Source organism: Ramlibacter sp. P4_H7, assembly GCF_056400765.1.
On sequence record NZ_JBFUKP010000004.1, the window covers coordinates 119,316 to 141,185 of the forward strand.

The window sequence follows — 21,870 nt, forward strand, 5'->3', positions numbered from 1 at the left end:
GTACCATCGCAGGCATTGAAAGACGGAAACCCCATGGCCACCAACACCAACAACAACGTCCACGTCATCGACCACCCGCTGGTGCAGCACAAGCTCTCCCTGATGCGCAACAAGGAGGCCAGCACCAACAGCTTCCGGCGCCTGCTCAACGAGCTGTCCATGCTGATGGCCTACGAGATCACGCGCGACGTCGCGATGTCGGAGGTGGAGGTCGAGACGCCGCTGGAGAAGACGCGCACCCGGGTCATCGACGGCAAGAAGCTGGTGTTCGTCTCCATCCTGCGCGCGGGCACCGGCATCCTGGACGGCATGCTCAGCGTGGTGCCGGGTGCGCGCGTCGGCCACATCGGCCTGTACCGCGATCCCAAGACGCTGACGGCGGTGGAGTACTACTTCAAGATGCCGCAGAACATGGAGAACCGCGACGTGATCGTGGTGGACCCGATGCTGGCCACTGGCAACTCCGCCATCGCCGCGGTGGAGCGCCTGAAGGAACTCAACCCCAAGTCGATCAAGTTCGTCTGCCTGCTGACCTGCCCCGAAGGCGTGGCGGCCCTGCAGAAGGCGCATCCCGACGTGCCGATCTACACGGCGGCGATCGACCGCGAGCTCAACGACCACGGCTACATCCTGCCGGGCCTGGGCGACGCCGGCGACCGCATGTTCGGCACCAAGTAAGGTTTCCCGGATGAAGTACCAGCGATGCGCTCGCGCAGCGTGGGCGGCCCTGTGCCTGGCGGTCGCCGCGGCGTCGGCCGCGCCCTTCACGCCGGCCAGCGACGCCGAGGTGGTGGAACGCCTGCCCGTCGCCAGCGACCCGGCGCTGCGCACCGTCGAATCGCTGCGTCGGCAGCTCGCGTCGCGGCCAGACGATCCCGCGCTGCGGCTGGACATCGGCGAGCGCTACTTCGAGCTGGCCATGGCGCAGGGCGACCCGCGCTACGTGGGCTATGCGATGTCCACCATCGGCCCGCTGGAAAAGTCGGCGGGCGGCAACACCCGCTACTGGCTGGTGCGCGGGCTGCTGCAGCAGTACGGCCACGACTTCGACGGCGCGCTCGCCAGCCTGAAGCGGGCCAGCGACCTGGCGCCGGACGCGGTCGACCCCGTCGCCTGGCGCGCCGCCATCTACATGGTGCAGGCGCAGTACGCACTGGCCGCCGCCGAGTGCGACCGGCTCGCAAAGATCGCCCCGCCGCTGTTCGCGCAGGGCTGCACGGCCTACGTGCGCGGCACCACGGGCCAGCTCATTCCCGCCTACGACCTGCTGTCCAAGGCGGTCGCCGCCGAGCGCGAGGTGCCGCCCGGCCTGATGCTGTGGGCGCAGACCCGGCTGGCCGAGATGGCCGTGCGCCTGCAGCGCTGGGGCGATGCCGAGCGGCATTACCGCGTCGCGCTGGCCCAGGGCCTCACCGACCAGTTCCTGCTGGGCTCCTTCGCCGATTTCCTGCTCGAGCGCGAGCGCCCGCGCGAAGTGCTGCAGCTGCTGGCCGGCTGGGAGCGCTCGGACATCCTGCTGCTGCGCCTGGCCATCGCCGGGCGCGCGGCAGGCGATCCGCGCGCAGCCGACTGGTCTTCGCAGTTGCGCGACCGCTTCGAGGCCGCCGCGCGGCGCGGCGACCGCCTGCATGAACAGGAAGCGGCGCGTTGGTCGCTGGAACTGGAGAACGATCCGGCCCGCGCGCTCGCCTACGCGAAGAGCAATTACACCCAGCAGAAGGAGCCGCGCGATGCGGAGATGCTGCTGCGGGCTGCGCTGGCGGCGAAGCAGCCGGCCGCGGCGCAGCCGGTGCTGGACTGGCTCACGACGACGGGCTACGAGGATCCGCACATCCAGGCACTGGCGCAGAAGCTGGGGGGCGCGCGATGATCGCCCGGCTGCTCGCGTGCGCACTTTTCGTGCGCGTGTTCGGCCGCCTTCGTAGGCTGGTGGTGAGCGCGCCAGCCGAACCCCAGCGGTGCGCAAAGCGCTGGGGTTCGCCTACGGGCTCACCGCCAGCCTACGTGCTGCTCCTCGCATTGCTCTGCACCCCCGCCTGGGCCCACAAGCCCAGCGACAGCTACCTCACCCTGCGCGGCGAGGCCGACGGCATCGCGGTGCGCTGGGACATCGCCCTGCGCGATCTCGACTACGTGCTGCAGCTCGATCGCGACGGCAACGGCGAGCTGTCCTGGGGCGAGGTGCGCCAGCGCAGCGCCGACATCGAGAAGCTCGCCATCGCCAAGCTCGCCTTCTCCTCGCAGGGCGAGGCCTGCCCGCTCGCGTCGGCCGGCCCGCTGATGCTGGACAAGCACAGCGACGGCACCTATGCGGTGCTCACGCTGCACGCGCGCTGCGCCCGGCTCGCCGACACGGTGCAGGTCACGTACGCGATGCTGTTCGACGTCGACCCGACGCACCGCGGACTGGTGCAGTGGACGCCGGCCGGCGCGCAGCAGCCGCAGGCGCTGGTGTTCGCCGCCGACTCCGCCCGCCAGCAACTGCGGCTGGCGGCGCCCAGCGCCTGGGAGACCCTGCGCCAGTACGTGCTGGAGGGCATCTGGCACATCTGGATCGGCTTCGACCACATCCTGTTCCTGGTGGCGCTGCTGCTGCCGGCCGTGCTGGTGCGCCAGCCGAACGGGTGGACGCCCACGCCCAGCCTGAAGCGCGCCAGCGTGGAGGTGCTCAAGGTCGTGACCGCCTTCACCCTGGCCCACTCGATCACCCTGAGCCTCGCGGTGCTCGGGTTCGTCAGCATGCCCTCCCGCATCGTCGAATCCGTCATCGCGGCCTCGGTGGTGGTCGCGGCGCTGAACAACCTGCGCGGCACCATCGACAAGCGCCGCTGGGTCATGGCCTTCGTGTTCGGGCTGGTGCACGGCTTCGGCTTCGCCTCCGTGCTGGCCGACCTGGGCCTGCCGCAGGGAGCGCTGGCGCTGGCGCTGGTGGGCTTCAACGTCGGCGTGGAGCTGGGGCAGCTGGCGATCGTCGCCGCCTTCCTGCCGCTGGCCTTCGCGCTGCGGGCGACGACTTTCTACCGCATCGGCGTGCTGCGTTTGGGCTCGCTGTGCGTGGCCGCGCTGGCCTCCTGGTGGTTCATCCAGCGCGCCTTCGACCTCGCCCCCTCTTGACGCCGGTCACCGCTGGCACGACGCTTGCACCCTGCCGCCCCCACAACCCAGGAGAAGAAACGATGATCCGCACCCGCCGCCACCTGCTGGCCCTCGCCGCCGTGCTTGCCGCCGCCAGCCCGGGCTTCGCGCTCGCGCAGGCCAAGCTGAAGGTCGCCGCCGTCTACACCGTGCCCTTCGAGCAGCAATGGGTCAGCCGCATCCACAAGGCGCTCAAGGCCGCCGAGGGCCGCGGCGAGATCGAATACAAGGCGAGCGAGAACGTCGCCAATGCCGACTACGAACGGGTGATGCGCGAGTACGCCACCGCCGGCAACCAGCTGATCGTGGGCGAATCCTTCGCGGTGGAAGCCGCCGCCCGCAAGGTGGCCAAGGACTTCCCCAAGACCGCTTTCCTGATGGGTTCCTCCGGCAAGCCGCAGGCGCCCAACTTCAGCGTGTTCGACAACTACATCCAGGAGCCGGCCTACCTCAGCGGCATGATCGCCGGCGGCATGACCAGGTCCAACAAGATCGGCATGGTCGGCGGCTTCCCCATCCCCGAGGTGAACCGGCTGATGCACGCCTTCATGGCCGGCGCGAAGGAGACCAATCCCAAGGTCGAATTCACCGTCACCTTCATCAACAGCTGGTTCGACCCGCCCAAGGCCAAGGAAGCGGCCTTCGCGATGATCGACAAGGGCGCCGACCTGCTGTACGCCGAGCGCTTCGGCGTCTCCGACGCGGCCAAGGAGCGCGGCAAGCTGGCCGTGGGCAACGTGATCAACACGCAGGACAAGTACCCCGACACGGTGGTCGCCTCCGCGCTGTGGAACATGGAGCCGACCATCGACGTCGCGCTGAAGAAGGTCAAGGACGGCAAGTTCGCCGCCGAGGACTACGGCCCCTACTCGACCATGAAGTTCAAGGGCTCCGAGCTGGCGCCCCTGGGCAGCTTCGAGAAGAAGGTGCCGGCCGACATCGTCGCCAAGGTCAAGGCCAGGGAGAAGGCGATCCAGGACGGCAAGTTCTCCGTCAAGGTGGACGACAGCCAGCCCAAGTCCACCGCCAAGTGAGCGCCGCGGCCCCCGTGCTGCGGATGACGGGGATCACCAAGCGCTTTGGCCCGCTGCTCGCCAACGACGGCATCTCGCTCGCGCTGGGCGCCGGCGAGGTGCTGGCGCTGCTGGGCGAGAACGGCGCCGGCAAGTCCACGCTGGTGTCCATCCTGTTCGGGCACTACACGCCCGATGCCGGGCGCATCGAGGTGCAGGGCCGCGAGCTGCCTCTGGGACAGCCGCGCGCCGCGCTGGCCGCCGGCATCGGCATGGTGCACCAGCACTTCACGCTGGCCGACAACCTGAGCGTCCTCGACAACGTGATGCTCGGCACCGAGCCGCTATGGCAGCCCTTCAGCCGGCGTTCGGCCGCGCGCGCCCGGCTGCTGGAAGTGGCGCAGCGCTTCGGCCTGCCGGTGCAACCGGACGCGCCCGTGGCCAGCCTCTCGGTGGGCGAACGCCAGCGGGTGGAGATCCTCAAGGCGCTGTACCGCGGTGCGCGCATCCTGATCCTCGACGAACCGACCGCGGTGCTGACGCCGCAGGAAAGCGAGTCGCTGTTCGCCACGCTGGCCGACATGGTCGCGCAGGGACTCTCGGTGATCTTCATCAGCCACAAGCTCGCCGAGGTGCTGCGCGTGGCCGACCGGGTGGTGGTGCTGCGCGGCGGCCGCGTGGTGGCCGAGGCGCAGGCCGCTTCCACCAGCGCCGCCGAACTGGCGCGCTGGATGGTGGGCCAGGACGTCGTGCTGCCGCAGGGCCGGGCCAGCGCCGTGCGCGAGCGTCCCGTGGTGGCGGCGCTGGAGCACGTGCAGGCGGGCGACGGCCGCGAGCGGCTGCGGGACCTGTCGCTGCAGCTGCGCGGCGGCGAGATCACCGCGATCGCCGGCGTGTCCGGCAACGGGCAGCTGGCGCTGGCCGAACTGCTGTGCGGCATGCGCGCCGCGCGCTCCGGCCGCGTGACGCTGCCCAGCGACGGCATCGCCCGCATCCCGGAGGACCGGCACGGCACCGGCGTGATCGGCGACCTGCCGGTGTGGGAGAACGCGGTGTCGGAGCGGCTGCGCTCGCGCTCCTTCCAGCGCGGACCCTTCATCCGCCGGCAGGCCGCGCGGGCCCATGCGCGCGCCATCGAGCAGGCCTTCGACGTGCGCGGCGCCGGCCTCGATGCGCCGGCCCGCGCGCTGTCCGGCGGCAACATGCAGAAGCTGATCCTGGGACGCGCCCTGCTGGCGCCGGGCGGGGGCACGCCGCGGCTGATCGTCGCGCACCAGCCGACCTGGGGCCTGGACGTCGGCGCGGTGGCCTACGTGCAGGAGCAACTGCTGGCCGCGCGCGACGCGGGCGCGGCGGTGCTGCTCATCTCCGACGACCTCGACGAGGTGATGGCGCTGGGCGACCGCATCGCCGTGATGCACGCGGGCGAGCTCACGCCTGCGCTGCCCGCTGGGGAGTGGACCCGCGAGGCCATCGGCCTCGCCATGGCCGGCGCCTCTCTCCCTCACCTCCCCGCGGAAGGTGCAGCCATGGGCCTCCCCAAGAGCGATGTCTCCCTCCCTCCCCTCCCGGGGGWGGGTTGGGGTGGGGGCACCCCATGAGGCTGGAACGCCGCACCACCGTCCCGGCGCTGGCGTTGGCCGTGGCGCCCGTGGGCGCGGTCGCGTTCACCCTGCTGGTCTCCAGCCTGCTGGTGCTGTGGGCCGGCGCTCCCGTGGCACCCACCTGGGGCGCGCTGCTGCGCGGAGGCTTCGGCTCGGTGTTCGCCTGGACCGAGACGCTGACCCGGGCCACGCCCCTGATCCTCACCGGTCTCGCGGCGGCCGTCGCCTTCCGCGCCCGCCTGTTCAACATCGGCGGCGAGGGCCAGCTGTATGCCGGCGCGCTCGCAGCCGTGGCGGTGGGCGGGCTGCATGGCGGCAGCGGCTTCGCGCTGCCGCCCGCGCTGCTGCTGCCGCTGATGATGCTGGCCGCTGCCGCCGCCGGTGCGCTGCTGCTGCTCGGGCCCGCGCTGCTGAAGGCGCGCCTGGGTGTGGACGAGGTCGTCACCACCCTGCTGCTCAATTTCATCGTGCTGCTGGGCGTCTCGGCGCTGCTGGACGGGCCGATGAAAGACCCCTCCGCCATGGGCTGGCCGCAGAGCGTGGCGCTGCAGCCCGAGCTGGAACTGGGCAAGCTGGTGCCCGGCACGCGCGTGCACACCGGCCTGCTCGCCGCCGTGGCGCTCGCGGTGCTGCTGTGGGGCGTGTTCAAGTCCACGGTCTTCGGGTTCGACGTGCGCGCCCTCGGCGCCAACCCCCGGGCCGCCGCCTTTGCCGGCGTGCCGCCGCTGCGCACGACGGTGAGCGTCGCCCTGCTCTCCGGCGCGCTGGCCGGCCTGGCCGGCGCGATCGAGGTCGCGGGCCGCACCGGCTACGTCACGCTGGACATGTCCCCGGGCTACGGCTACAGCGGCATCGTGATCGCGATGCTGGCCGGCCTGCACCCGCTGGCGCTGCTGGCCGCGGCGGTGTTCGTCGCCGGCGTGCTGGTCGGCGCCGACAGCATGAGCCGCGTGATCGGCGTGCCGACCTACATCGCCGACGTGATCGTCGCGGCCTCGCTGGTGTCCGTGCTGGTCGCGACCCTGCTGGCGCAATACCGCGTGCGGTGGAAGTGATGGCCGAAACCTTCGACCTGCTCGCCAACCCCGCGCTGTGGATCGCGGTGCTGCGCATCGCCACGCCGCTGATCTTCGGCACGCTGGGCGTGCTGCTGTGCGAGCGGGCCGGCGTGCTCAACCTGGGCATCGAGGGGATCATGGTCGCGGGCGCCTTCACCGGCTGGCTGGCCGTGTACTCGGGCCTGCCGCTGTGGGCCGGCGTGGCCGTGGCGGCGGCGACCGGCGCCGTGTTCGGGGCGCTGCATGCTTTCCTCACCGTGGGACTCGCGCTGTCGCAGCACGTCTCCGGGCTGGGCATCACGCTGCTGGCCACCGCGCTCAGCGCCTTCGCCTACCGCGTGAGCTTTCCGAAAGTGAACACGCCGCCGACGGTGAAGCCGTTCGCCCCGATGGAGGGGTTGGGCATTCCCATCCTGTCGGCGCAGACGCCGCTCACGCTGCTCGCGCTGCTGCTGGTGCCGGCGATCGCGTGGTTCCTGTACCGCACGCCGGCGGGCCTGGCCCTGCGCATGGTGGGCGAGAACCCGCAGGCCGCGGAGAGCCAGGGCATCTCCGTGCTGGTGGCGCGCAGCGCGGCCGTGATGGCGGGCTCGGCGCTGATGGGGGTGGCCGGCGCCTTCCTCACACTGTCGGCCTTCGATGCCTTCTTCTTCAACATGGTCAACGGCCGCGGCTGGATCTGCGTGGCGCTGGTGGTGTTCGCCAGCTGGCGGCCCGGCAAGGCGCTGCTGGGCGCGCTGCTGTTCGCCTTCTTCGATGCGCTGCAGCTGCGGCTGCAGCAGTCCGGCGACGCCGCGCTGCCCTACCAGGTCTACCTGATGCTGCCCTATGCGCTGTCCATCCTGGCGCTGGTGCTGGTGGCCCGCCGCGCCGCGTATCCCCAGGCGCTGATGAAGCCGTACCGCAAGGGAGAACGCTGAAACCGGCGTGGTAGAAACGCGTGGCGCATCCGCGCTCACAAGAAAGACCGAAGCATGAGACACCTCTACGCCCTCTTCCTGTTCCTCGCCACGCTGTGCGCCACCGCAGTGGCCGGCCCGAACGACCCCTCGAAGTTCGACCCGACACCGTACAAGGCGCAGAAAGCGCTGTACGACTTCAACTTCGCCAAGCCGCTCGATGCCATGGGCGCCTTCGGCTACGTCAAGAACCACCTGGCCGCGCTGAAGCAGTACGGCGACGCGAAGAACTCGCACATCGTGATCGTGGCGCACGGCAACGAGCTGCATGCCTTTTCCCGCCACAATCGCGCCGCCTACCCCGGCGTGTACGAGGAGCTGAAGGCACTGGCCGAGGCCGGGGTCACGATCCGCATCTGCTCCAATGCCGCCCGTTCGCGCGGCTACAAGCCCGAGGATTTCTACGACGTGACCACCGTGGCGCCGGCCGCCGTGATCGACATCGCCAAATGGCAGAACGAGGGCTACAGCTACATGTACGCCGAATGGTTTCCGCGCCTGACGCGCGAGGAAGTGGTGAAGCAGCACCCCGAGCTGCAGTAAGCCGGAACGCCGCCGCCATGCTCGACCTACTGATCTCCAACGCCACCCTGCCCGACGGCCGCACCGGCATGTCGGTGGCCGTGCAGGGGGGCCGCATCACCGAAGTCACGCCCGGCCTGCAGGCGCCCGCGCATGAAATGGTCGACGCCGGCGGCTACCTGCTGTCGCCGCCCTTCTGCGATCCGCACTTCCACATGGACGCGACGCTCAGCTACGGGCTGCCGCGCGTCAACGAGAGCGGCACGCTGCTGGAAGGCATCGCGCTGTGGGGCGAGCTCAAGCCGCTGTTGAAGGCCGAGGACCTGATCGACCGCGCGCTGTCGTACTGCGACTGGGCCGTGGCGCGCGGCCTGCTCGCGATCCGCAGCCACGTGGACACCAGCGATCCCTCGCTGCTGCCGGTCGAAGCGATGCTGGAGGTGAAGAAGCGCGTCGCCTCGTACATCGACCTGCAGCTGGTCGCCTTTCCACAGGACGGCGTGCTGCGCACCCCCAGCGGAGTCGACACCCTGAAGCGCTCGCTGGACCTGGGCGTGGACATCGTGGGCGGCATCCCGCACTTCGAGCGCACCATGGCCCACGGCGCCGAGAGCGTGAAGCTGTTGTGCGAGATCGCCGCCGAGCGCGGCAAGCTGGTGGACATGCATTGCGACGAGACGGACGACCCGATGTCGCGGCACATCGAGACGCTGGCCTTCGAGACCCAGCGCCTCGGACTGCAGGGGCGCGTGAACGGCTCGCACTGCACCTCCATGCATAGCATGGACAACTACTACGTCTCCAAGCTGATCCCGCTGATCGCGCAGAGCGGCGTGAGCGTGGTCGCCAACCCGCTGATCAACATCACGCTGCAGGGCCGGCACGACACCTACCCCAAGCGGCGCGGCATGACGCGCGTGCCGGAGCTGATGGCCGCCGGCGTGAACGTCGCCTTCGGGCATGACTGCGTGATGGACCCCTGGTACGGAATGGGGTCGGCGGACATGCTGGAGGTGGCGCACATGGGATTGCACGTGGCGCAGATGACGAGCCAGCCAGGCATCCGCGCCTGCTTCGACGCGGTGACGGTGAACGCAGCCAAGGTCATGCACCTGCAAGGCTACGGCCTGGAGCCGGGCTGCGATGCCAGCTTCGTGCTGCTGCAGGCGCGGGATGCGATGGACGCGATCCGGCTTCGGTCGAACCGGCTGAAAGTCTGGAGAAAAGGTCGACTCCTCTCCGAGACAGCGGAACTGGTGGCCCGAACTGCACTTGGAGATGGTCGGCCGACAAGGATCTCGTTCGATCGTTCGGCGACAGAGCGCGGTCGCTGATCCGTCCGCCTTTCAACGGCCTTGCAAGGCGCCGAAATCTCTTCGACGGTCGCACCGGGCCGCGAGGCCAGGTCCTTTTCCTTTGCGGAAGCCGGCATACCCGGTAGGCTAGCGTGCCGCACAGTCGCTCGATGAGGAAGCCGCATGCTGACAGCCCACGAACTTGCGCAAGTCCCCCTGCTGGCGGGCGTGCCGGTTGCCGACCTCGAATCGCTGGCACGCACCTCTCCCGACATTCACCTGGAAGCGGGTGACTACGCCGTGCACGAAGGCGACGAGCGCGCGCTGTACATCGTGCTTTCGGGCCAGCTCGAGATCGTGCGGCTGGTCGACGGCCTGCCCACGGTCCTGGGCAAGCGACAACCCGGCGAACTCCACGGCGAAGTGCCGATCACGCTCGGGACGCCGTTCCTGGGCGGGGCGCGGGCCACGCAGCCGACGCGGGTGCTGCGCGTCGATCCGCGGCAGTACCACGCGCTGGCGGCCGCTTGCCCGCAGATCGCGGAGGCGGTCGCGGCCAAGGCACGCGAGCGCATGGGCGGCCTGCAGGGCCTGGCCGCGAAGCCGCCGCGGGCACGCGCTACGCTGTGCAGCCAGCGGTTCGACACCAGCTGCCACGAGCTGCGCCGCTTTTTGGCGCGCAACCAGGTGCCCTTCGACTGGGTCTCGCCCGACCAGCCCGATTACGCGCAGCAATGGCGAGGGCCGGCACTGCGCGACGAGGACATGCCGGCGGTGTGCCTCGACGATGGCTCCGTGCTGATGCGGCCGAAACCGCGCGAGCTGGCGCGCCGGCTGGGCCTGCAGATCCAGGCGACCCGCAACGAGTACGACACCATCATCGTCGGCGGCGGCCCGGCAGGCCTCGCCGCCGCGGTCTACGGGGCATCGGAAGGACTCTCGACGCTGGTCGTGGAACAGGAAGCTCCCGGCGGGCAGGCGGGAACGTCCTCGCGCATCGAGAACTACCTGGGCTTTCCCAATGGGGTGTCCGGCGACGAGCTCGCCAGCCGTGCCCTGCAGCAGGCGCGCCGCCTGGGCGCCGAGATCCTCGTCACCCGCTGCATCGAGCGAATCGACCCGGCGGGACGCTGGGTCCACCTCGACGGCGGCGAGGCGCTGCGCGCGCGCACCATCATCCTCGCCACCGGCGTCAGCTGGCGGCGCCTGGCCATCGAGGGCGTCGACCGGCTGATCGGCAAGGGCGTGTACTACGGCGCGGCGCGCAGCGAGGCCGGTTCGGCGCAGGGCATGGACATCCACCTGATCGGCGCCGGCAATTCCGCGGGACAGGCCGCGCTGTTCTTCGCCAACCACGCACGCAAGGTGACCCTGGTGGTGCGTGGCGACTCCCTCGAGAAGAGCATGTCCCGCTACCTGATCGAGCAGCTGCGGCACAAGCCCAACATTGCCGCGGCACTGCATTCCGAGGTGCTGGGCGTGCACGGGACGGATCGCCTCACCTCGATCGACATCGCCGACCGCGCCCAGGGCACCGTGCGGCAGGAGGAATGCGCCGGCCTGTTCGTCTTCATCGGGGCGGACGCGCAGACGGAGTGGCTGCCGCCGCAGATCGCGCGGGATGCGCGCGGCTACGTGCTGACCGGCACCGACTTGCTGAAGGCGGGCGCGTGGAGCGAGAGCGGCCGCGACCCCTACCTGCTGGAGACCAGCGTCCCCGGCATCTTCGCCTGCGGCGATGTGCGCCTGAGCCCGGTCAAGCGGGTCGCAGCCGCTGTGGGCGAAGGCAGCATGGCCATCGCCTTCACGCACCAGTACCTGGCGCTCCGGCCCCGATGACACGACGCGCTGTGCCCGTTCGGGCCTTCGCTACGCGTGGAGCAGCGTAGCGCCGGCACGGTGGCGATCAGGTCCGAGCTCTCGAATGTTCTCTCCAATTCCCTGACCTGTACTTTTCCATCGCGTCGTCGATGGCTTCCAGGGCCTGCAGATAGGCCGCACTGATCGCAGTGGTGCTCACCTCGGTTCCATCCGGGAGGCGGCCAATGACCGCGGCGGCGATGGTGGCCGCCGCACCAGCCAACGCTGGATCAATCGGGAGTGACATGCGCGTCTCCAAGACGGAATGGGACGGCATTGTCGTTCCTTCCGTGCTGCCGAGCATGACATCACGGTGCACAGCGGCCCACCCGTCATGGGCCCGCGACCGCCAGCCAGATCTCGTTGCGGCGCAGGAACCAGGGCGTGAAGGGTGGGTCATAGCGCGAGAGCGTCGGCTCTCCGGTCCAAGGCAGTCCCGCCGCGCGCAGGGCCTCCCGGAGCTTGGCCAGGTGCTCGTCGTAGTTCGCCTGTGACCAGAACCCGGAGTAGCGGATCACCGCCACGCGCGCGGCTGGCACCTCGCGCAGCTGGACCCGCGGATCCAGCGGCTCGGGCGCGGAAGCCAGAGTGACGCCCCTGGGCAGCACGAACTGCACGAGGTAGCCACCCGGTGCCGGCGTCTGGGTGACGGGCGCCGTCATCTCCAGCTTGACCGGCACTTCAGTCTGCGTGACGGGTGCGGTCATCTCGAACTTCCGCTCCCCCTTGTTCTTGCCGAAGATGTAGCCGGCCAGGATGCGGAAGGCCTGGTTGCCTGCTTCCCGCGCTTCGCCCGCCACCGACACCTGCGCCACCACGTAGGGCGCGTACTGACGCACTTCGGCGCCATCGAGCCGCTGCACGACGTCGTAGCTGGGTTCTTCGATGGCCATGGCGGGTGTCGGCAAGAGCAGGCACAGGGAGCAGAGGATGTTGATCAGGGCTGCGCAGGGCAGCCCGAGGCGGCCGTGCTCGCAGGGGCGCTGCATCGTTTCGTTCTCCTCGCTGAACACCATTGTGAACGGAAAGCGGCTCCCGCCACTGCATGCACCAAGGTCCAATGGCGCGCACGGCAGCGTCGCCTATAGTCGAGGAGTAACCATGCGGAGGCCTCGCAGAAGCGAACGACGACGGAAGGAAGCGGCGCCCTTGGCGCTGGACTGAGGGCACCGCCTTGGCGCTGCAGGGCGCAGCACAGGCCACAAGCCTCCACGACCTCCCGTTGCATGAGCGCCCGGCCGAGTGATCAGTGAGCGCAACCCTGCTGCCGCAACTTCGCCGCCACCCGAAGCGTTGGGTGATCGGGACCCTCATCGCAACACTGGCGATCGTCCTCGCAGCGTGCGAAGCCAGCGGCTGGCCCTTCCTCGCCGATCCGGCCGCGCGTTGGCTCGGCGACCGGCTGCAGCGCCGGATCAGCTTTGAAGACGGCCTGCGGCTGCACCTCCTTGGGGGCATCCGGCTGGAAGCGGCGAGCGTCCAGGTCGACAACCCGGAGTGGAGCCGGCTGGGGCCGATGCTGGTCGCGCGCAATGCGACCCTCAAGCTGCGCTACGGCGACCTGTTCGCGTTGCGCGGCGGCGCGCCGCTGCACGTCGATGTCCTCGAAGCCGATTCGCTCGTGCTCGCGATCGAGCGCCGGGCGGACGGGGCCGCCAGCTGGCAGTTTGGCGAGCGCCAGCCAACCGGCGAGCCTCCCCGATTCAGCGGAGTGCGCTTTCGCGAGCTCGCCGTGCGCGAGGGCCGGGCGACCGTCGCCGACGCGCTCCTGGAGCTGCGAGCGACGGCCGAATTCGGCCTCGCCAGCGAAAGCGATGCGCAGACCGGCGCGAAATTGCCAGCGTCGGCTGCGCCGCGTGCCGGCGCCCCGCCCGCCTTCCGCGGCCGCGCGGATGGCACGTTCCACCGATTGCCCTTGCACGTCACGCTGCGAGCCGGCACGGCCCGTGATGGAGCGCGGCCCGCGCAGCGGCCCGTCGAACTTCGCTTGCAGATCGGCCCGGCGCGGCTGGCGTTCGACGGTGGCGTCTCGGAACCCTTCGGTGAACTCGGACTCGACGGCCGCTACGAGCTCATCGGCACTTCGCTGGCCGCCGTCGGCGAGCCGCTGGGCGTCACCCTGCCGACCACGCACGCCTTCTCCATGCAGGGCACGATCGAGCGGGTCGGAAGCCGCTGGCACACCATCGTCCAGCGCGCGACGATCGGTGTCAGCGAACTGAATGGCGACTTCACCTTCGACGCCGAGCCCGGCAGGCTGCCCGTGCTCACCGGCAGGCTTGGCGGCCCGATGCTCGCCCTGCGCGATCTCGGCCCGGCGGTCGGCACGTCGACCCCGAACGCACCGGCGGCGAGGAACCAGGCCGGCGGAGTGCTGCCGAAACGCGAGTTCGACCTGCCGTCGCTGCGCGCGATGAACGCCGACATCTCGGTTTCGATCGAGCGCGCCGATTTCGGCACGCAACGGCTGCGGGCGATCGAGCCGCTGCTCTCCCGCATCCGCCTGCAGGACGGTGTGCTCACCATCGACCAGCTCGAGGCGCGTCTTGCCCAGGGTCACATTCGCGGCAACATCCGGCTCGACGGCCGTGGACCGATCGCCCTCTGGGAGGCGCATCTCACCGGAACCGGACTGCTGATCGAGCAGTGGATCGAGCAGCCGCGCCCGCAGCGCGCCCCGATCGTGGCCCCGTACGTGACCGGCAGGCTCGGCGCCAGGATCGACATCTCCGGCCGTGGCCGCTCGAGCGCCGAACTGCTCGGATCCGCCAACGGGCGCGCGATCGTTCACTGGACCGGCGGCGGGATCTCGCACCTGGCCGTCGAAGCCGCCGGCCTCGACATCGCGCAGGCACTTGGTGTGCGCGTCCGGGGCGACAGCTTGCTGCCCGTGACGTGCGCGGCCGCGGACCTCGCGATCAACCAGGGCCAGGTGGTGCCGACCGTGATGCTGGTCGACACACCGGATTCGACGCTGTGGCTCACCGGCTCGGTGTCGCTCGCAACCGAGGAGATGCATCTCGTGTCCAGCGTGTCCCCGAAGGACGCCAGCCCCGTTTCATTGCGCGCACCGCTGCATATCGACGGCCGGCTCAACGCGCCGAAGATCTCCATCGAGAAGAAATCGGTGTTGCGCCGCATCGGGGCCGCAGTCGTGCTCGCGACGGTCAACCCGCTCGCGGGGATCATTCCATTGATCGATCTTGGCGACGATGAATCGAAGAAGGCAATCGCTGCCTGCCTGTCGGTCCCCGGCAGGGCAGAAAAGTGAAGGGAGCTGCAGTGCGCCGACGCGGGCCGGACGCCGGCATGGCGAAGGCTGGCCGGCCCCGCCCGGCCGTGGCGACAATGTGCGCACGATGAGGCTTCCCCTGCTGGTCCTTCTGCTCGCCGCCGGAGCGGCGCAGGCCGCCACACCCCACCTGGACCTGGAGGTCGAGCTCGACCCCGTCAGCCGCCGCTTGCAGGCCAGCGCGCGCCTCACCAGCGAACGGCCGCCAAACATCGCGCTGCATCCGCGCCTGGCCATTTCGCGCGTGACGGTCGACGGCGTCGCGCTCGCTCCAGCCGATGTCGCGCGCCTTGCGCCGGCGCGCGGCGAGCGCCGCTTCCTCATCGAGTACGCCGGCACCTTGCCGCCGCTGCCGGCCGGCCCGCAAATGTCCGCCAACCCGGCCTCCTTCTATGCGGCCGCCGAGGGCAGCTATCTCGCCCCGGAGGCACGCTGGTACCCGGACCCCGGCACCGGCTTCACCTACACGGTCAAGCTGAAGCTGCCTGCCGGCCAGAAGGGCCTGGTACCTGGCCGGCAACTGCGCGAGGGCGAGGCGCAGGGACGGTGGACCGCGGATTACGCCTATCCACATCCAGCGGAAGGGATCTGGCTGCTGGCCGGCCCCTACCAGGTGGCGCAGCAGGCGGCGGCGCTGGGGGATGGAACCGCGGTGACGGTGCGCACCTGGTTCCACCCGGAGCTGGCCGATCTCGCGCCGGGCTACCTGCAAGACAGTGCCCGGTACCTGCAGCGCTACAGCCGCGCGATCGGCGCCTATCCCTTCGGCGATTTCAGCGTCGTGTCCAGCCCCCTGCCCCACGGCCTGGGCATTCCCAGCCTGACCTACCTGGGGCGCGAGGTGCTGCGGCTGCCCTTCATCCGCGCGACTTCGCTGGGCCACGAGGTGCTGCACAACTGGTGGGGCAACGGCGTGGTGCCCGACTGGGGCAGCGGCAACTGGTCGGAAGGCCTCACGACCTTCCAGGCCGACTACGCGTACCGCGAGGACGCGGGCGCGGACGCGGCGCGTGCCATGCGGCTGGAGTGGCTGCGCGACCTGATGGCGATCGCGCCCGCCGACGAGACCGCGCTGGCGGGCTTCGTCACGCGCCACCACGGCATCTCCTCGGTGATCGGCTATGCCAAGCCCGCGATGCTGTTCTTCATGCTGCGCGACGAGATCGGGCCGGACGCCTTGGATCAGGGGCTGCGCGCGTTCTGGCAGTCCCAGCGCTTCCGCACGGCGGGCTGGAAGGACCTGGAGCAGGCCTTCTCCCGCGCCAGCGGCCGCGACCTGGCTGCCTTCTTCGCGCAGTGGACGCGCCGGGCCGCCTCGCCTGCCGTCACGCTGGCGGCCGAGCGCGGCGGCGTGCACGTTCTGCAGCAAGGCGAAGCCTTCGACCTGCTGGTGCCGCTGCGCGTGCAGCTGGCCACGGGCGCGACCCGCGACCTCAGTGTGCGCGTGCGCGAGCGCGAGACGCGCATCGACCTGGCGGCGCAGGGCATGGCCGACGCAGTGGCGATCCAGCTCGATCCGGAGCTGCGGTTGTGGCGCCGGCTGGACCCCGCCAGCGTGCCGCCCATCCTGCGCGAAACCTTCATCGCGCCGCGGGCGCAGCTGCATGTTGCCGCAAGCGGGGACGAGTGGGCGAACGCGGCGACGGCGCTCGCGCAGCGCGTGCTCGATGCCAAGGCGGACGCGGTGCCGGCGGAAGCGTTGCTGTCGGCACCGGAGGTGCCGGCCTTCGTTGCCGGGGACCGCGACAGCGTCGCCAGGCTGCTCGCGCGGCTGGGCGTGGGCGAAGTCCCGGAGGTGCTTCGGCAGGGCACGGCGCGCACCTGGGCCGTACGCGCGCCGAGCGGCAAGCCCCTCGTGTTCGTGGTCGCCGATTCGCCGGCGGCGCTGGCGGCAATGCAGCGCGCGCTGCCGCATTACGGCCGCCAGAGCTGGCTCGCGTTCCAGGAAGGGCGCGTGATCGCGCAGGGCGCCTGGCCGGCACAGGAGCCCTGGCTCGCGCTGCGATGAGCCCTTACACGTGCAGCGCGCGGCCCAGCGCCCGCAGCGCGGCCTCCTGCACCGCCTCGCCCAGCGTGGGATGTGCGTGGATGATGCCGGCCACGTCCTCCAGCCGCTCGCCCATTTCCAGCGAGTGGCTGAACACGGCCGCCAGTTCGGACACGCCCGGGCCCACCGCCTGCCAGCCCAGGATCTGGTGGTTGTCCTTGCGCGCGACCACGCGCACGAAGCCCTCGCCGCCTTCCATGCTCAGCGCGCGCCCGTTGGCAGCGAACGGGAACTGCGCGGACAGCGCCTCCTGGCCCCCGGCCGCGGCCTCGCCGGGCGACAGGCCGGCCACCACCACCTCGGGGTCGGTGAAGCAGACCGCGGGGATCGCCACGGGCTCGAAGCGGCGCCGGTGGCCGGCCACCAGTTCCGCCACCGCCTCGCCCTGCGCCATCGCGCGGTGGGCCAGCATCGGTTCGCCGGTGAGGTCGCCGATGGCCCACACGTTGCGCATCGACGTGCGGCACTGCGCGTCCACCTTCAGCGCGCGGCCGTTCATGTCCAGCCCGAGCGACTCCAGGTTGAAGCCGGTGGTGTGGGGCCGCCGGCCCGCGGCCACCAGCACCTGTTCGGCTGGCAGCACGTATTCGTCGGCGTTGCTGCTGCGGATGCGCAACCCGTCGCCCGGCCCCGTGAGCCCCACCGCCGTGCACTCCAGGTGCAGCGTGATGCCCAGGCGGCGCAGGCTGGCCAGCACCGGGCGCGTCAGCTCCTCGTCGTAGGCCGGCAGCACGCGCCCCGTGGCCTCCACGACCGCCACCTCGGCGCCCAGCTTGCGCCAGGCGATGCCCAGCTCCAGCCCGATGTAGCCGGCGCCCACCACCACCAGGTGGCGCGGTACGCGGGCCAATGCGAGCGCTTCGGTGGAGCCGATCACCGGGCCGCCCCAGGGCAGGTCCGGCAGCTCCACCGGCTGCGAGCCGGTGGCCAGCAGCAGGTGCTCGCACTGGATGCGCACCGGCTCGTCCGCCACCGCGACGTCCACGGTCTTGCCGTCGACGATGCTTGCGCGGCCCTGCAGCACCTGCACGCCGGCCTTGCGCAGCAGCGCGCCCACTCCGCCGGTGAGCCTGGCCACGATGCCGTCCTTCCAGCGCTGTGTCTGCGCCAGGTCGATGCGCGCGGACTGCACCCGGATGCCCATGGGCGAATCGCCCGCACAAGCCGCGGTGCGCGCGAAGGCGTCGGCCGCGTGGATCAGCGCCTTGGACGGGATGCAGCCGATGTTCAGGCAGGTGCCGCCCAGGCGGTCCTGCTCCACCAGCACGGTGGGCACGCCCAGCTGCGCGGCGCGGATCGCGGCCACGTAGCCGCCCGGGCCGCCGCCGATCACCAGCAATGTCGTGTTGCGGTTCTTCATGCCTTCACTCCAACAGCAGCAGTGCGGGCTGCTCCAGCAATGCGCGCACGGCCTGGATGAAGCGCGCCGCGTCCATGCCATCGACCACGCGATGGTCGAAGGAGGACGACAGGTTCATCAGCTGGCGCGCGACGACCGCGCCGCCGCGGAACATCGGCCGCTCGACGATGCGGTTGACGCCCACGATCGCCACCTCCGGATGGTTGATCACCGGCGTGGTGACGATGCCGCCCAGCGGCCCCAGGCTGGTGAGGGTGAGAGTGGACCCGGAAAGGTCCTCGCGCGCGGCCTTGCCGTTGCGCGTGAGCTCGGCCAGCCGCGCGATCTCGCCGGCCAGGCCCCACAGGTCCTGCGCCTCGGCGTGCCGCAGCACGGGCACGGCCAGGCCGGCGTCGGTCTGCGTGGCGATGCCCAGGTGCACCGGCCGGTAGCGCGTGACCACGCCGGCGTCGTCGTCGAAGCGCGCGTTGATCTGCGGGAAGTCCGCGAGCGCAAGCACCACGGCCCGCGCGATGAAGGGCAGCAGCGTGAGCTTGCCGCGGTCGGCGGCGAAGCGCTGGTTCAGCGCCACGCGCAGCGCCTCCAGCTCGGTGACGTCGATCTCCTCGACATAGCTGAAGTGCGGGATGCGCCGCTTGGCCTCCTGCATCTTCTGGGCGATGCGCCGGCGCAGGCCCGTGATGGGAATGGCCTCCTCGCCCTGGCGCTGGCGCAGCCCGGTGGAACGCAGGGCGGGTGCCTCGCCGCGCGAGGCAAGATAGACCTCCAGGTCCTCGTGCACGATGCGCCCGGCCGGGCCGCTGCCGTGCACGAACTGCAGCGCGATGCCCAGCTCCCAGGCGCGGCGGCGCACCGCGGGCGACGCGATCGGCTTGTCTCCCGGCGCACGCAGGGGCGCTGGAGTTGCGCGCGGCGGCTGCGCCTTGGCCCGCTCCCCCTCCGGGGAAGGGCTGGGTTGGGGGCGCTCCTGTCCCCGCGCCATGACCGGCGCCGGCGGATTCGCACGGCGCTCCACCGCCGCCGGCGTGATCACCGCCGCCTCTGCCGCGCTGGGCCCCGCACCCGCCTTCACGTTCCCCTCGCCTTCGACTTCCAGCCGGATCAGCTCCGACCCCACCGCCATCACCTGCCCCGGCTCGCCGCCCAGCGCGGCGACCTTGCCGGCCACCGGCGAGGGAATCTCCACCGTGGCCTTGTCGGTCATCACGTCGGCGAGGATCTGGTCCTCTTTCACCGCCTCGCCCGGTTGCACGCGCCAGGCCACCAGCTCCACCTCGGCGATGCCCTCGCCGATGTCGGGCATCTTGATCGTGTACATGCCCATGGTTCAGGTCTCCATCGCGCGGCGGAAGGCGGCCGCGACGCGGTCGGGTCCGGGGAAGTAGGCCCATTCGCTCGCATGCGGATAGGGCGTGTCCCAGCCCGCGACGCGCTCCACCGGCGCTTCCAAGTGGTAGAAGCAATGCTCCTGCACCAGCGCCGACAGCTCGGCGCCGAAGCCGCTGGTGCGCGTGGCCTCGTGCACCACGACGCAGCGCCCGGTCTTGCGCACCGAAGCGAGCACCGTGTCCAGGTCCATCGGCCACAGCGAGCGCAGGTCGATGATCTCGGCGTCGATGCCGCTCTCCTCGGCCGCGCACTGCGACACCCAGACCATGGTGCCGTAGGTCAGCACCGTCAGCTGTGCGCCGGGGCGGAACACCGCCGCCGACTCCAGCGGCACCTGGTAGTACCCCGCGGGCACGTTGCCCAGCGCATGCCTGGACCAGGGCACCACCGGGCGCTCGTGGTGGCCGTCGAAGGGTCCGTTGTACAGGCGCTTGGGCTCCAGGAAGATCACCGGGTCCTCGCACTCGATGGCGGCGATCAGCAGGCCCTTGGCGTCGTAGGGGTTGCTGGGCATCACGGTGCGCAGGCCGCACACGTGCGTGAACAGCGCCTCCGGGCTCTGGCTGTGGGTCTGGCCGCCGTAGATGCCGCCGCCGCACGGCATGCGGATGGTCAGCGGGCAGGTGAAGTCGCCGGCGGAGCGATGCCGCAGGCGCGCGGCTTCCGACACGATCTGGTCGGAGGCGGGATAGAAGTAGTCCGCGAACTGGATCTCGGCCACGGGCCTGAGGCCATAGGCCGCCATGCCCACGGCGGCGCCGACGATGCCGCCCTCGTTGATCGGCGCATCGAAGCAGCGCGACGCGCCGTACTTGGCCTGCAGGCCTTCGGTGACGCGGAACACGCCGCCGAAGTAGCCGACGTCCTGGCCGAACACCACGACCTTGTTGTCGCGTTCCATCATCACGTCCAGGGCGGAGCGCAGCGCCTGGATCATCGTCATCTGGCGCACCTCGCCGGCGGCGCCGTCGACCTTTGCATCGCGGGTCCTGGCCAGCATGTCAGACCCCCAGTTCCTGCCGCTGCCGGCGCAGGTGCGCGGGCATCTCGGCGTAGACGTCCTCGAACATGCTGGCGGCGCTGGGGATGTGGCCGTCCAGCAGCGTCCCGTGACTCTCCGCTTCCTTCTGCGCCGCCGCCACCTCGGCCTCCAGCTCCAGCTGCACCTGCTGGTGCTCCTGCTCCGACCAGGCGCCCAGCTGCACCAGGTGCTGCTTCAGGCGCTGGATCGGATCGCCCAGCGGGAAGCGCTCCCAGTCGTCGGCGGGCCGGTACTTGGTGGGATCGTCGGAGGTGGAGTGCGGGCCGGCGCGGTAGGTCACCCACTCGATCAGCGAAGGGCCCAGGTTGGAGCGCGCGCGCTCGGCGGCCCAGCGCGATGCGGCCAGCACCGCGAGGAAGTCGTTGCCGTCCACGCGCAGCGAGGCGATGCCCGAGCCGACGCCGCGCGCGGCGAAGGTGGTGGACTCGCCGCCGGCGATGGCCTGGAAGGTGGAGATGGCCCACTGGTTGTTCACCACGTTGAGGATCACCGGCGCGCGGTACACGTGGGCGAAGGTCAGCGCGGTGTGGAAGTCCGCTTCCGCAGTGGCGCCGTCGCCGATCCAGCCGGAGGCGATGCGCGTGTCGCCCTGGATGGCCGAGGCCATCGCCCAGCCCACGGACTGGATGAACTGGGTGGCCAGGTTGCCCGAAATCGAGAAGAAGCCCGCGCGCTTGTACGAGTACATCACCGGCAGCTGGCGGCCCTTCAACACATCGCCCTGGTTGCTCATGAGCTGGCACATCAGCTCGGCCATCGAAATGTCGTCGCGGGACAGCAGCAGGCCCTGCTGGCGATAGGTGGGAAAGCACATGTCGCCCGGCTCCAGCGCCTGCGCATGGGCCACCGCGACCGCCTCCTCGCCCAGCGCCTGCATGTAGAAGGAGATCTTCTTCTGGCGTTGCGCCACCAGCATGCGGGCGTCGAAGATGCGGGTCTTCATCATCGCCCGCAGCCCCTTGCGCAGTTGGGCGGGCGCGACCTCCGGCACCCACGGGCCGACGGCGCGGCCGTCGCGGTCGAGCACGCGCACCAGGTCGTAGGCCAGGTCGGCCGTGTCGAAGTGCGGGGTGTCCACCGGCGGCCTCCGCACGGCGCCCGCTTCGGACAGGTGCAGGTAGGAGAAATCGGTGGGACAGCCGGGGCGCCCCGAGGGCTCCGGCACGTGCAACCGCAAGGCCTGTCGTGGACTCATGGCATGTCTCCGCGCGAGGTCGTCGCACCTCATTGTGCAGGGCGCATCACGGCAGCGGGGACTCTTCCGCAAGATCCTGCACCAGCTGGGTTTCGACGC

General features: G+C 70.7%; 18 protein-coding genes. 12 read left to right on the top strand and 6 right to left on the bottom strand.

From position 1 onward, the window contains the following. The first annotated feature begins 33 nt into the window (after window positions 1-33). The 10 genes from upp (at window position 34) to AC1DSA_RS07590 (ending at window position 11,425) form a co-directional block, all read left to right on the top strand. Window positions 34-678, top strand: coding sequence for a uracil phosphoribosyltransferase (gene upp / locus AC1DSA_RS07545; RefSeq protein ID WP_477887656.1), 645 nt, complete (start codon window positions 34-36; stop codon window positions 676-678). Window positions 679-688: 10 nt separating this feature from the next. Next, the gene (locus tag AC1DSA_RS07550) at window positions 689-1,870 is read left to right on the top strand and encodes a hypothetical protein (RefSeq protein ID WP_477887658.1); all 1,182 of its coding nucleotides are present in this window, start codon (window positions 689-691) and stop codon (window positions 1,868-1,870) included. A 134-nt stretch (window positions 1,871-2,004) separates the two neighbouring features. Continuing rightward, a complete protein-coding gene (locus tag AC1DSA_RS07555; RefSeq protein WP_477887660.1) occupies window positions 2,005-3,114 on the top strand; it encodes a HupE/UreJ family protein in 1,110 nt (369 codons plus the stop codon). Window positions 3,115-3,176: 62 nt separating this feature from the next. Then, window positions 3,177-4,169, top strand: coding sequence for a BMP family protein (locus tag AC1DSA_RS07560; protein WP_477887662.1), 993 nt, complete (start codon window positions 3,177-3,179; stop codon window positions 4,167-4,169). Window positions 4,170-4,192: 23 nt separating this feature from the next. Next, window positions 4,193-5,749, top strand: coding sequence for an ABC transporter ATP-binding protein (locus AC1DSA_RS07565; protein ID WP_477888036.1), 1,557 nt, complete (start codon window positions 4,193-4,195; stop codon window positions 5,747-5,749). Beyond that, window positions 5,746-6,807 (top strand): ABC transporter permease, encoded by a 1,062-nt coding sequence (locus AC1DSA_RS07570; protein WP_477887664.1) that lies wholly within the window; start codon window positions 5,746-5,748, stop codon window positions 6,805-6,807. The genes AC1DSA_RS07565 and AC1DSA_RS07570 overlap by 4 nt, the downstream gene beginning before the upstream one ends. After that, on the top strand, window positions 6,807-7,730 hold the full coding sequence (locus AC1DSA_RS07575; protein ID WP_477887666.1) for an ABC transporter permease: 924 nt from the start codon (window positions 6,807-6,809) through the stop codon (window positions 7,728-7,730). Before AC1DSA_RS07570 ends, AC1DSA_RS07575 begins: the two co-directional genes overlap by 1 nt. 54 nt (window positions 7,731-7,784) lie before the next feature. Next, window positions 7,785-8,312, top strand: a complete 528-nt coding sequence (locus AC1DSA_RS07580; protein ID WP_477887668.1) for a DsrE family protein — start codon at window positions 7,785-7,787, stop codon at window positions 8,310-8,312. A 17-nt stretch (window positions 8,313-8,329) separates the two neighbouring features. After that, window positions 8,330-9,625 (top strand): amidohydrolase family protein, encoded by a 1,296-nt coding sequence (locus tag AC1DSA_RS07585; protein WP_477887670.1) that lies wholly within the window; start codon window positions 8,330-8,332, stop codon window positions 9,623-9,625. Between the two features lie 144 nt (window positions 9,626-9,769). Then, window positions 9,770-11,425 carry an FAD-dependent oxidoreductase gene (locus AC1DSA_RS07590; RefSeq protein WP_477887672.1) on the top strand — a complete coding sequence of 552 codons (1,656 nt, stop codon included), beginning with the start codon at window positions 9,770-9,772 and terminating at the stop codon, window positions 11,423-11,425. A gap of 67 nt (window positions 11,426-11,492) precedes the next feature. Here the strand turns inward: AC1DSA_RS07590 and AC1DSA_RS07595 are convergent, their stop codons facing one another. Further along, on the bottom strand, window positions 11,493-11,693 hold the full coding sequence (locus tag AC1DSA_RS07595) for a hypothetical protein (RefSeq protein WP_477887674.1): 201 nt from the start codon (window positions 11,691-11,693) through the stop codon (window positions 11,493-11,495). Window positions 11,694-11,778: 85 nt separating this feature from the next. Then, a complete protein-coding gene (locus AC1DSA_RS07600; protein WP_477887676.1) occupies window positions 11,779-12,435 on the bottom strand; it encodes an SOUL family heme-binding protein in 657 nt (218 codons plus the stop codon). A gap of 260 nt (window positions 12,436-12,695) precedes the next feature. Between AC1DSA_RS07600 and AC1DSA_RS07605 the strand changes: the two genes are divergently transcribed. Both AC1DSA_RS07605 and AC1DSA_RS07610 read left to right on the top strand, forming a co-directional pair. After that, complete coding sequence (locus AC1DSA_RS07605; RefSeq protein WP_477887678.1) at window positions 12,696-14,717, top strand: AsmA family protein; 2,022 nt, start codon at window positions 12,696-12,698, stop codon at window positions 14,715-14,717. Window positions 14,718-14,805: 88 nt separating this feature from the next. Next, window positions 14,806-16,746 carry a M1 family metallopeptidase gene (locus AC1DSA_RS07610; RefSeq protein WP_477887680.1) on the top strand — a complete coding sequence of 647 codons (1,941 nt, stop codon included), beginning with the start codon at window positions 14,806-14,808 and terminating at the stop codon, window positions 16,744-16,746. Between the two features lie 4 nt (window positions 16,747-16,750). Here the strand turns inward: AC1DSA_RS07610 and lpdA are convergent, their stop codons facing one another. From lpdA to AC1DSA_RS07630, 4 genes are read right to left on the bottom strand one after another with little or no spacing between them, the layout of a single operon-like run. Beyond that, window positions 16,751-18,145, bottom strand: coding sequence for a dihydrolipoyl dehydrogenase (gene lpdA, locus AC1DSA_RS07615; RefSeq protein ID WP_477887682.1), 1,395 nt, complete (start codon window positions 18,143-18,145; stop codon window positions 16,751-16,753). Between the two features lie 4 nt (window positions 18,146-18,149). Next, entirely contained in the window at window positions 18,150-19,469 is a 1,320-nt protein-coding gene (locus tag AC1DSA_RS07620) for a dihydrolipoamide acetyltransferase family protein (RefSeq protein ID WP_477887684.1), read from the bottom strand. Window positions 19,470-19,472: 3 nt separating this feature from the next. Beyond that, window positions 19,473-20,534 carry an alpha-ketoacid dehydrogenase subunit beta gene (locus AC1DSA_RS07625; RefSeq protein WP_477887686.1) on the bottom strand — a complete coding sequence of 354 codons (1,062 nt, stop codon included), beginning with the start codon at window positions 20,532-20,534 and terminating at the stop codon, window positions 19,473-19,475. 1 nt (window position 20,535) lies between these two features. Next, on the bottom strand, window positions 20,536-21,771 hold the full coding sequence (locus AC1DSA_RS07630; RefSeq protein ID WP_477887688.1) for a thiamine pyrophosphate-dependent enzyme: 1,236 nt from the start codon (window positions 21,769-21,771) through the stop codon (window positions 20,536-20,538). Between the last annotated feature and the right edge of the window lie 99 nt (window positions 21,772-21,870).

Bases quoted from the DNA above. Each gene is read 5' to 3' on its own strand.
- AC1DSA_RS07610 (WP_477887680.1), top strand. From the start codon at position 14,806: ATGAGGCTTCCCCTGCTGGTCCTTCTGCTCGCCGCCGGAGCGGCGCAG.
- AC1DSA_RS07585 (WP_477887670.1), top strand. From the start codon at position 8,330: ATGCTCGACCTACTGATCTCCAACGCCACCCTGCCCGACGGCCGCACC.
- AC1DSA_RS07570 (WP_477887664.1), top strand. From the start codon at position 5,746: ATGAGGCTGGAACGCCGCACCACCGTCCCGGCGCTGGCGTTGGCCGTG.
- AC1DSA_RS07575 (WP_477887666.1), top strand. From the start codon at position 6,807: ATGGCCGAAACCTTCGACCTGCTCGCCAACCCCGCGCTGTGGATCGCG.
- AC1DSA_RS07580 (WP_477887668.1), top strand. From the start codon at position 7,785: ATGAGACACCTCTACGCCCTCTTCCTGTTCCTCGCCACGCTGTGCGCC.
- AC1DSA_RS07600 (WP_477887676.1), bottom strand. From the start codon at position 12,435: ATGCAGCGCCCCTGCGAGCACGGCCGCCTCGGGCTGCCCTGCGCAGCC.
- AC1DSA_RS07620 (WP_477887684.1), bottom strand. From the start codon at position 19,469: ATGGGCATGTACACGATCAAGATGCCCGACATCGGCGAGGGCATCGCC.
- upp (WP_477887656.1), top strand. From the start codon at position 34: ATGGCCACCAACACCAACAACAACGTCCACGTCATCGACCACCCGCTG.
- AC1DSA_RS07550 (WP_477887658.1), top strand. From the start codon at position 689: ATGAAGTACCAGCGATGCGCTCGCGCAGCGTGGGCGGCCCTGTGCCTG.
- AC1DSA_RS07560 (WP_477887662.1), top strand. From the start codon at position 3,177: ATGATCCGCACCCGCCGCCACCTGCTGGCCCTCGCCGCCGTGCTTGCC.
- AC1DSA_RS07625 (WP_477887686.1), bottom strand. From the start codon at position 20,534: ATGCTGGCCAGGACCCGCGATGCAAAGGTCGACGGCGCCGCCGGCGAG.
- lpdA (WP_477887682.1), bottom strand. From the start codon at position 18,145: ATGAAGAACCGCAACACGACATTGCTGGTGATCGGCGGCGGCCCGGGC.
- AC1DSA_RS07590 (WP_477887672.1), top strand. From the start codon at position 9,770: ATGCTGACAGCCCACGAACTTGCGCAAGTCCCCCTGCTGGCGGGCGTG.
- AC1DSA_RS07595 (WP_477887674.1), bottom strand. From the start codon at position 11,693: ATGTCACTCCCGATTGATCCAGCGTTGGCTGGTGCGGCGGCCACCATC.
- AC1DSA_RS07630 (WP_477887688.1), bottom strand. From the start codon at position 21,771: ATGAGTCCACGACAGGCCTTGCGGTTGCACGTGCCGGAGCCCTCGGGG.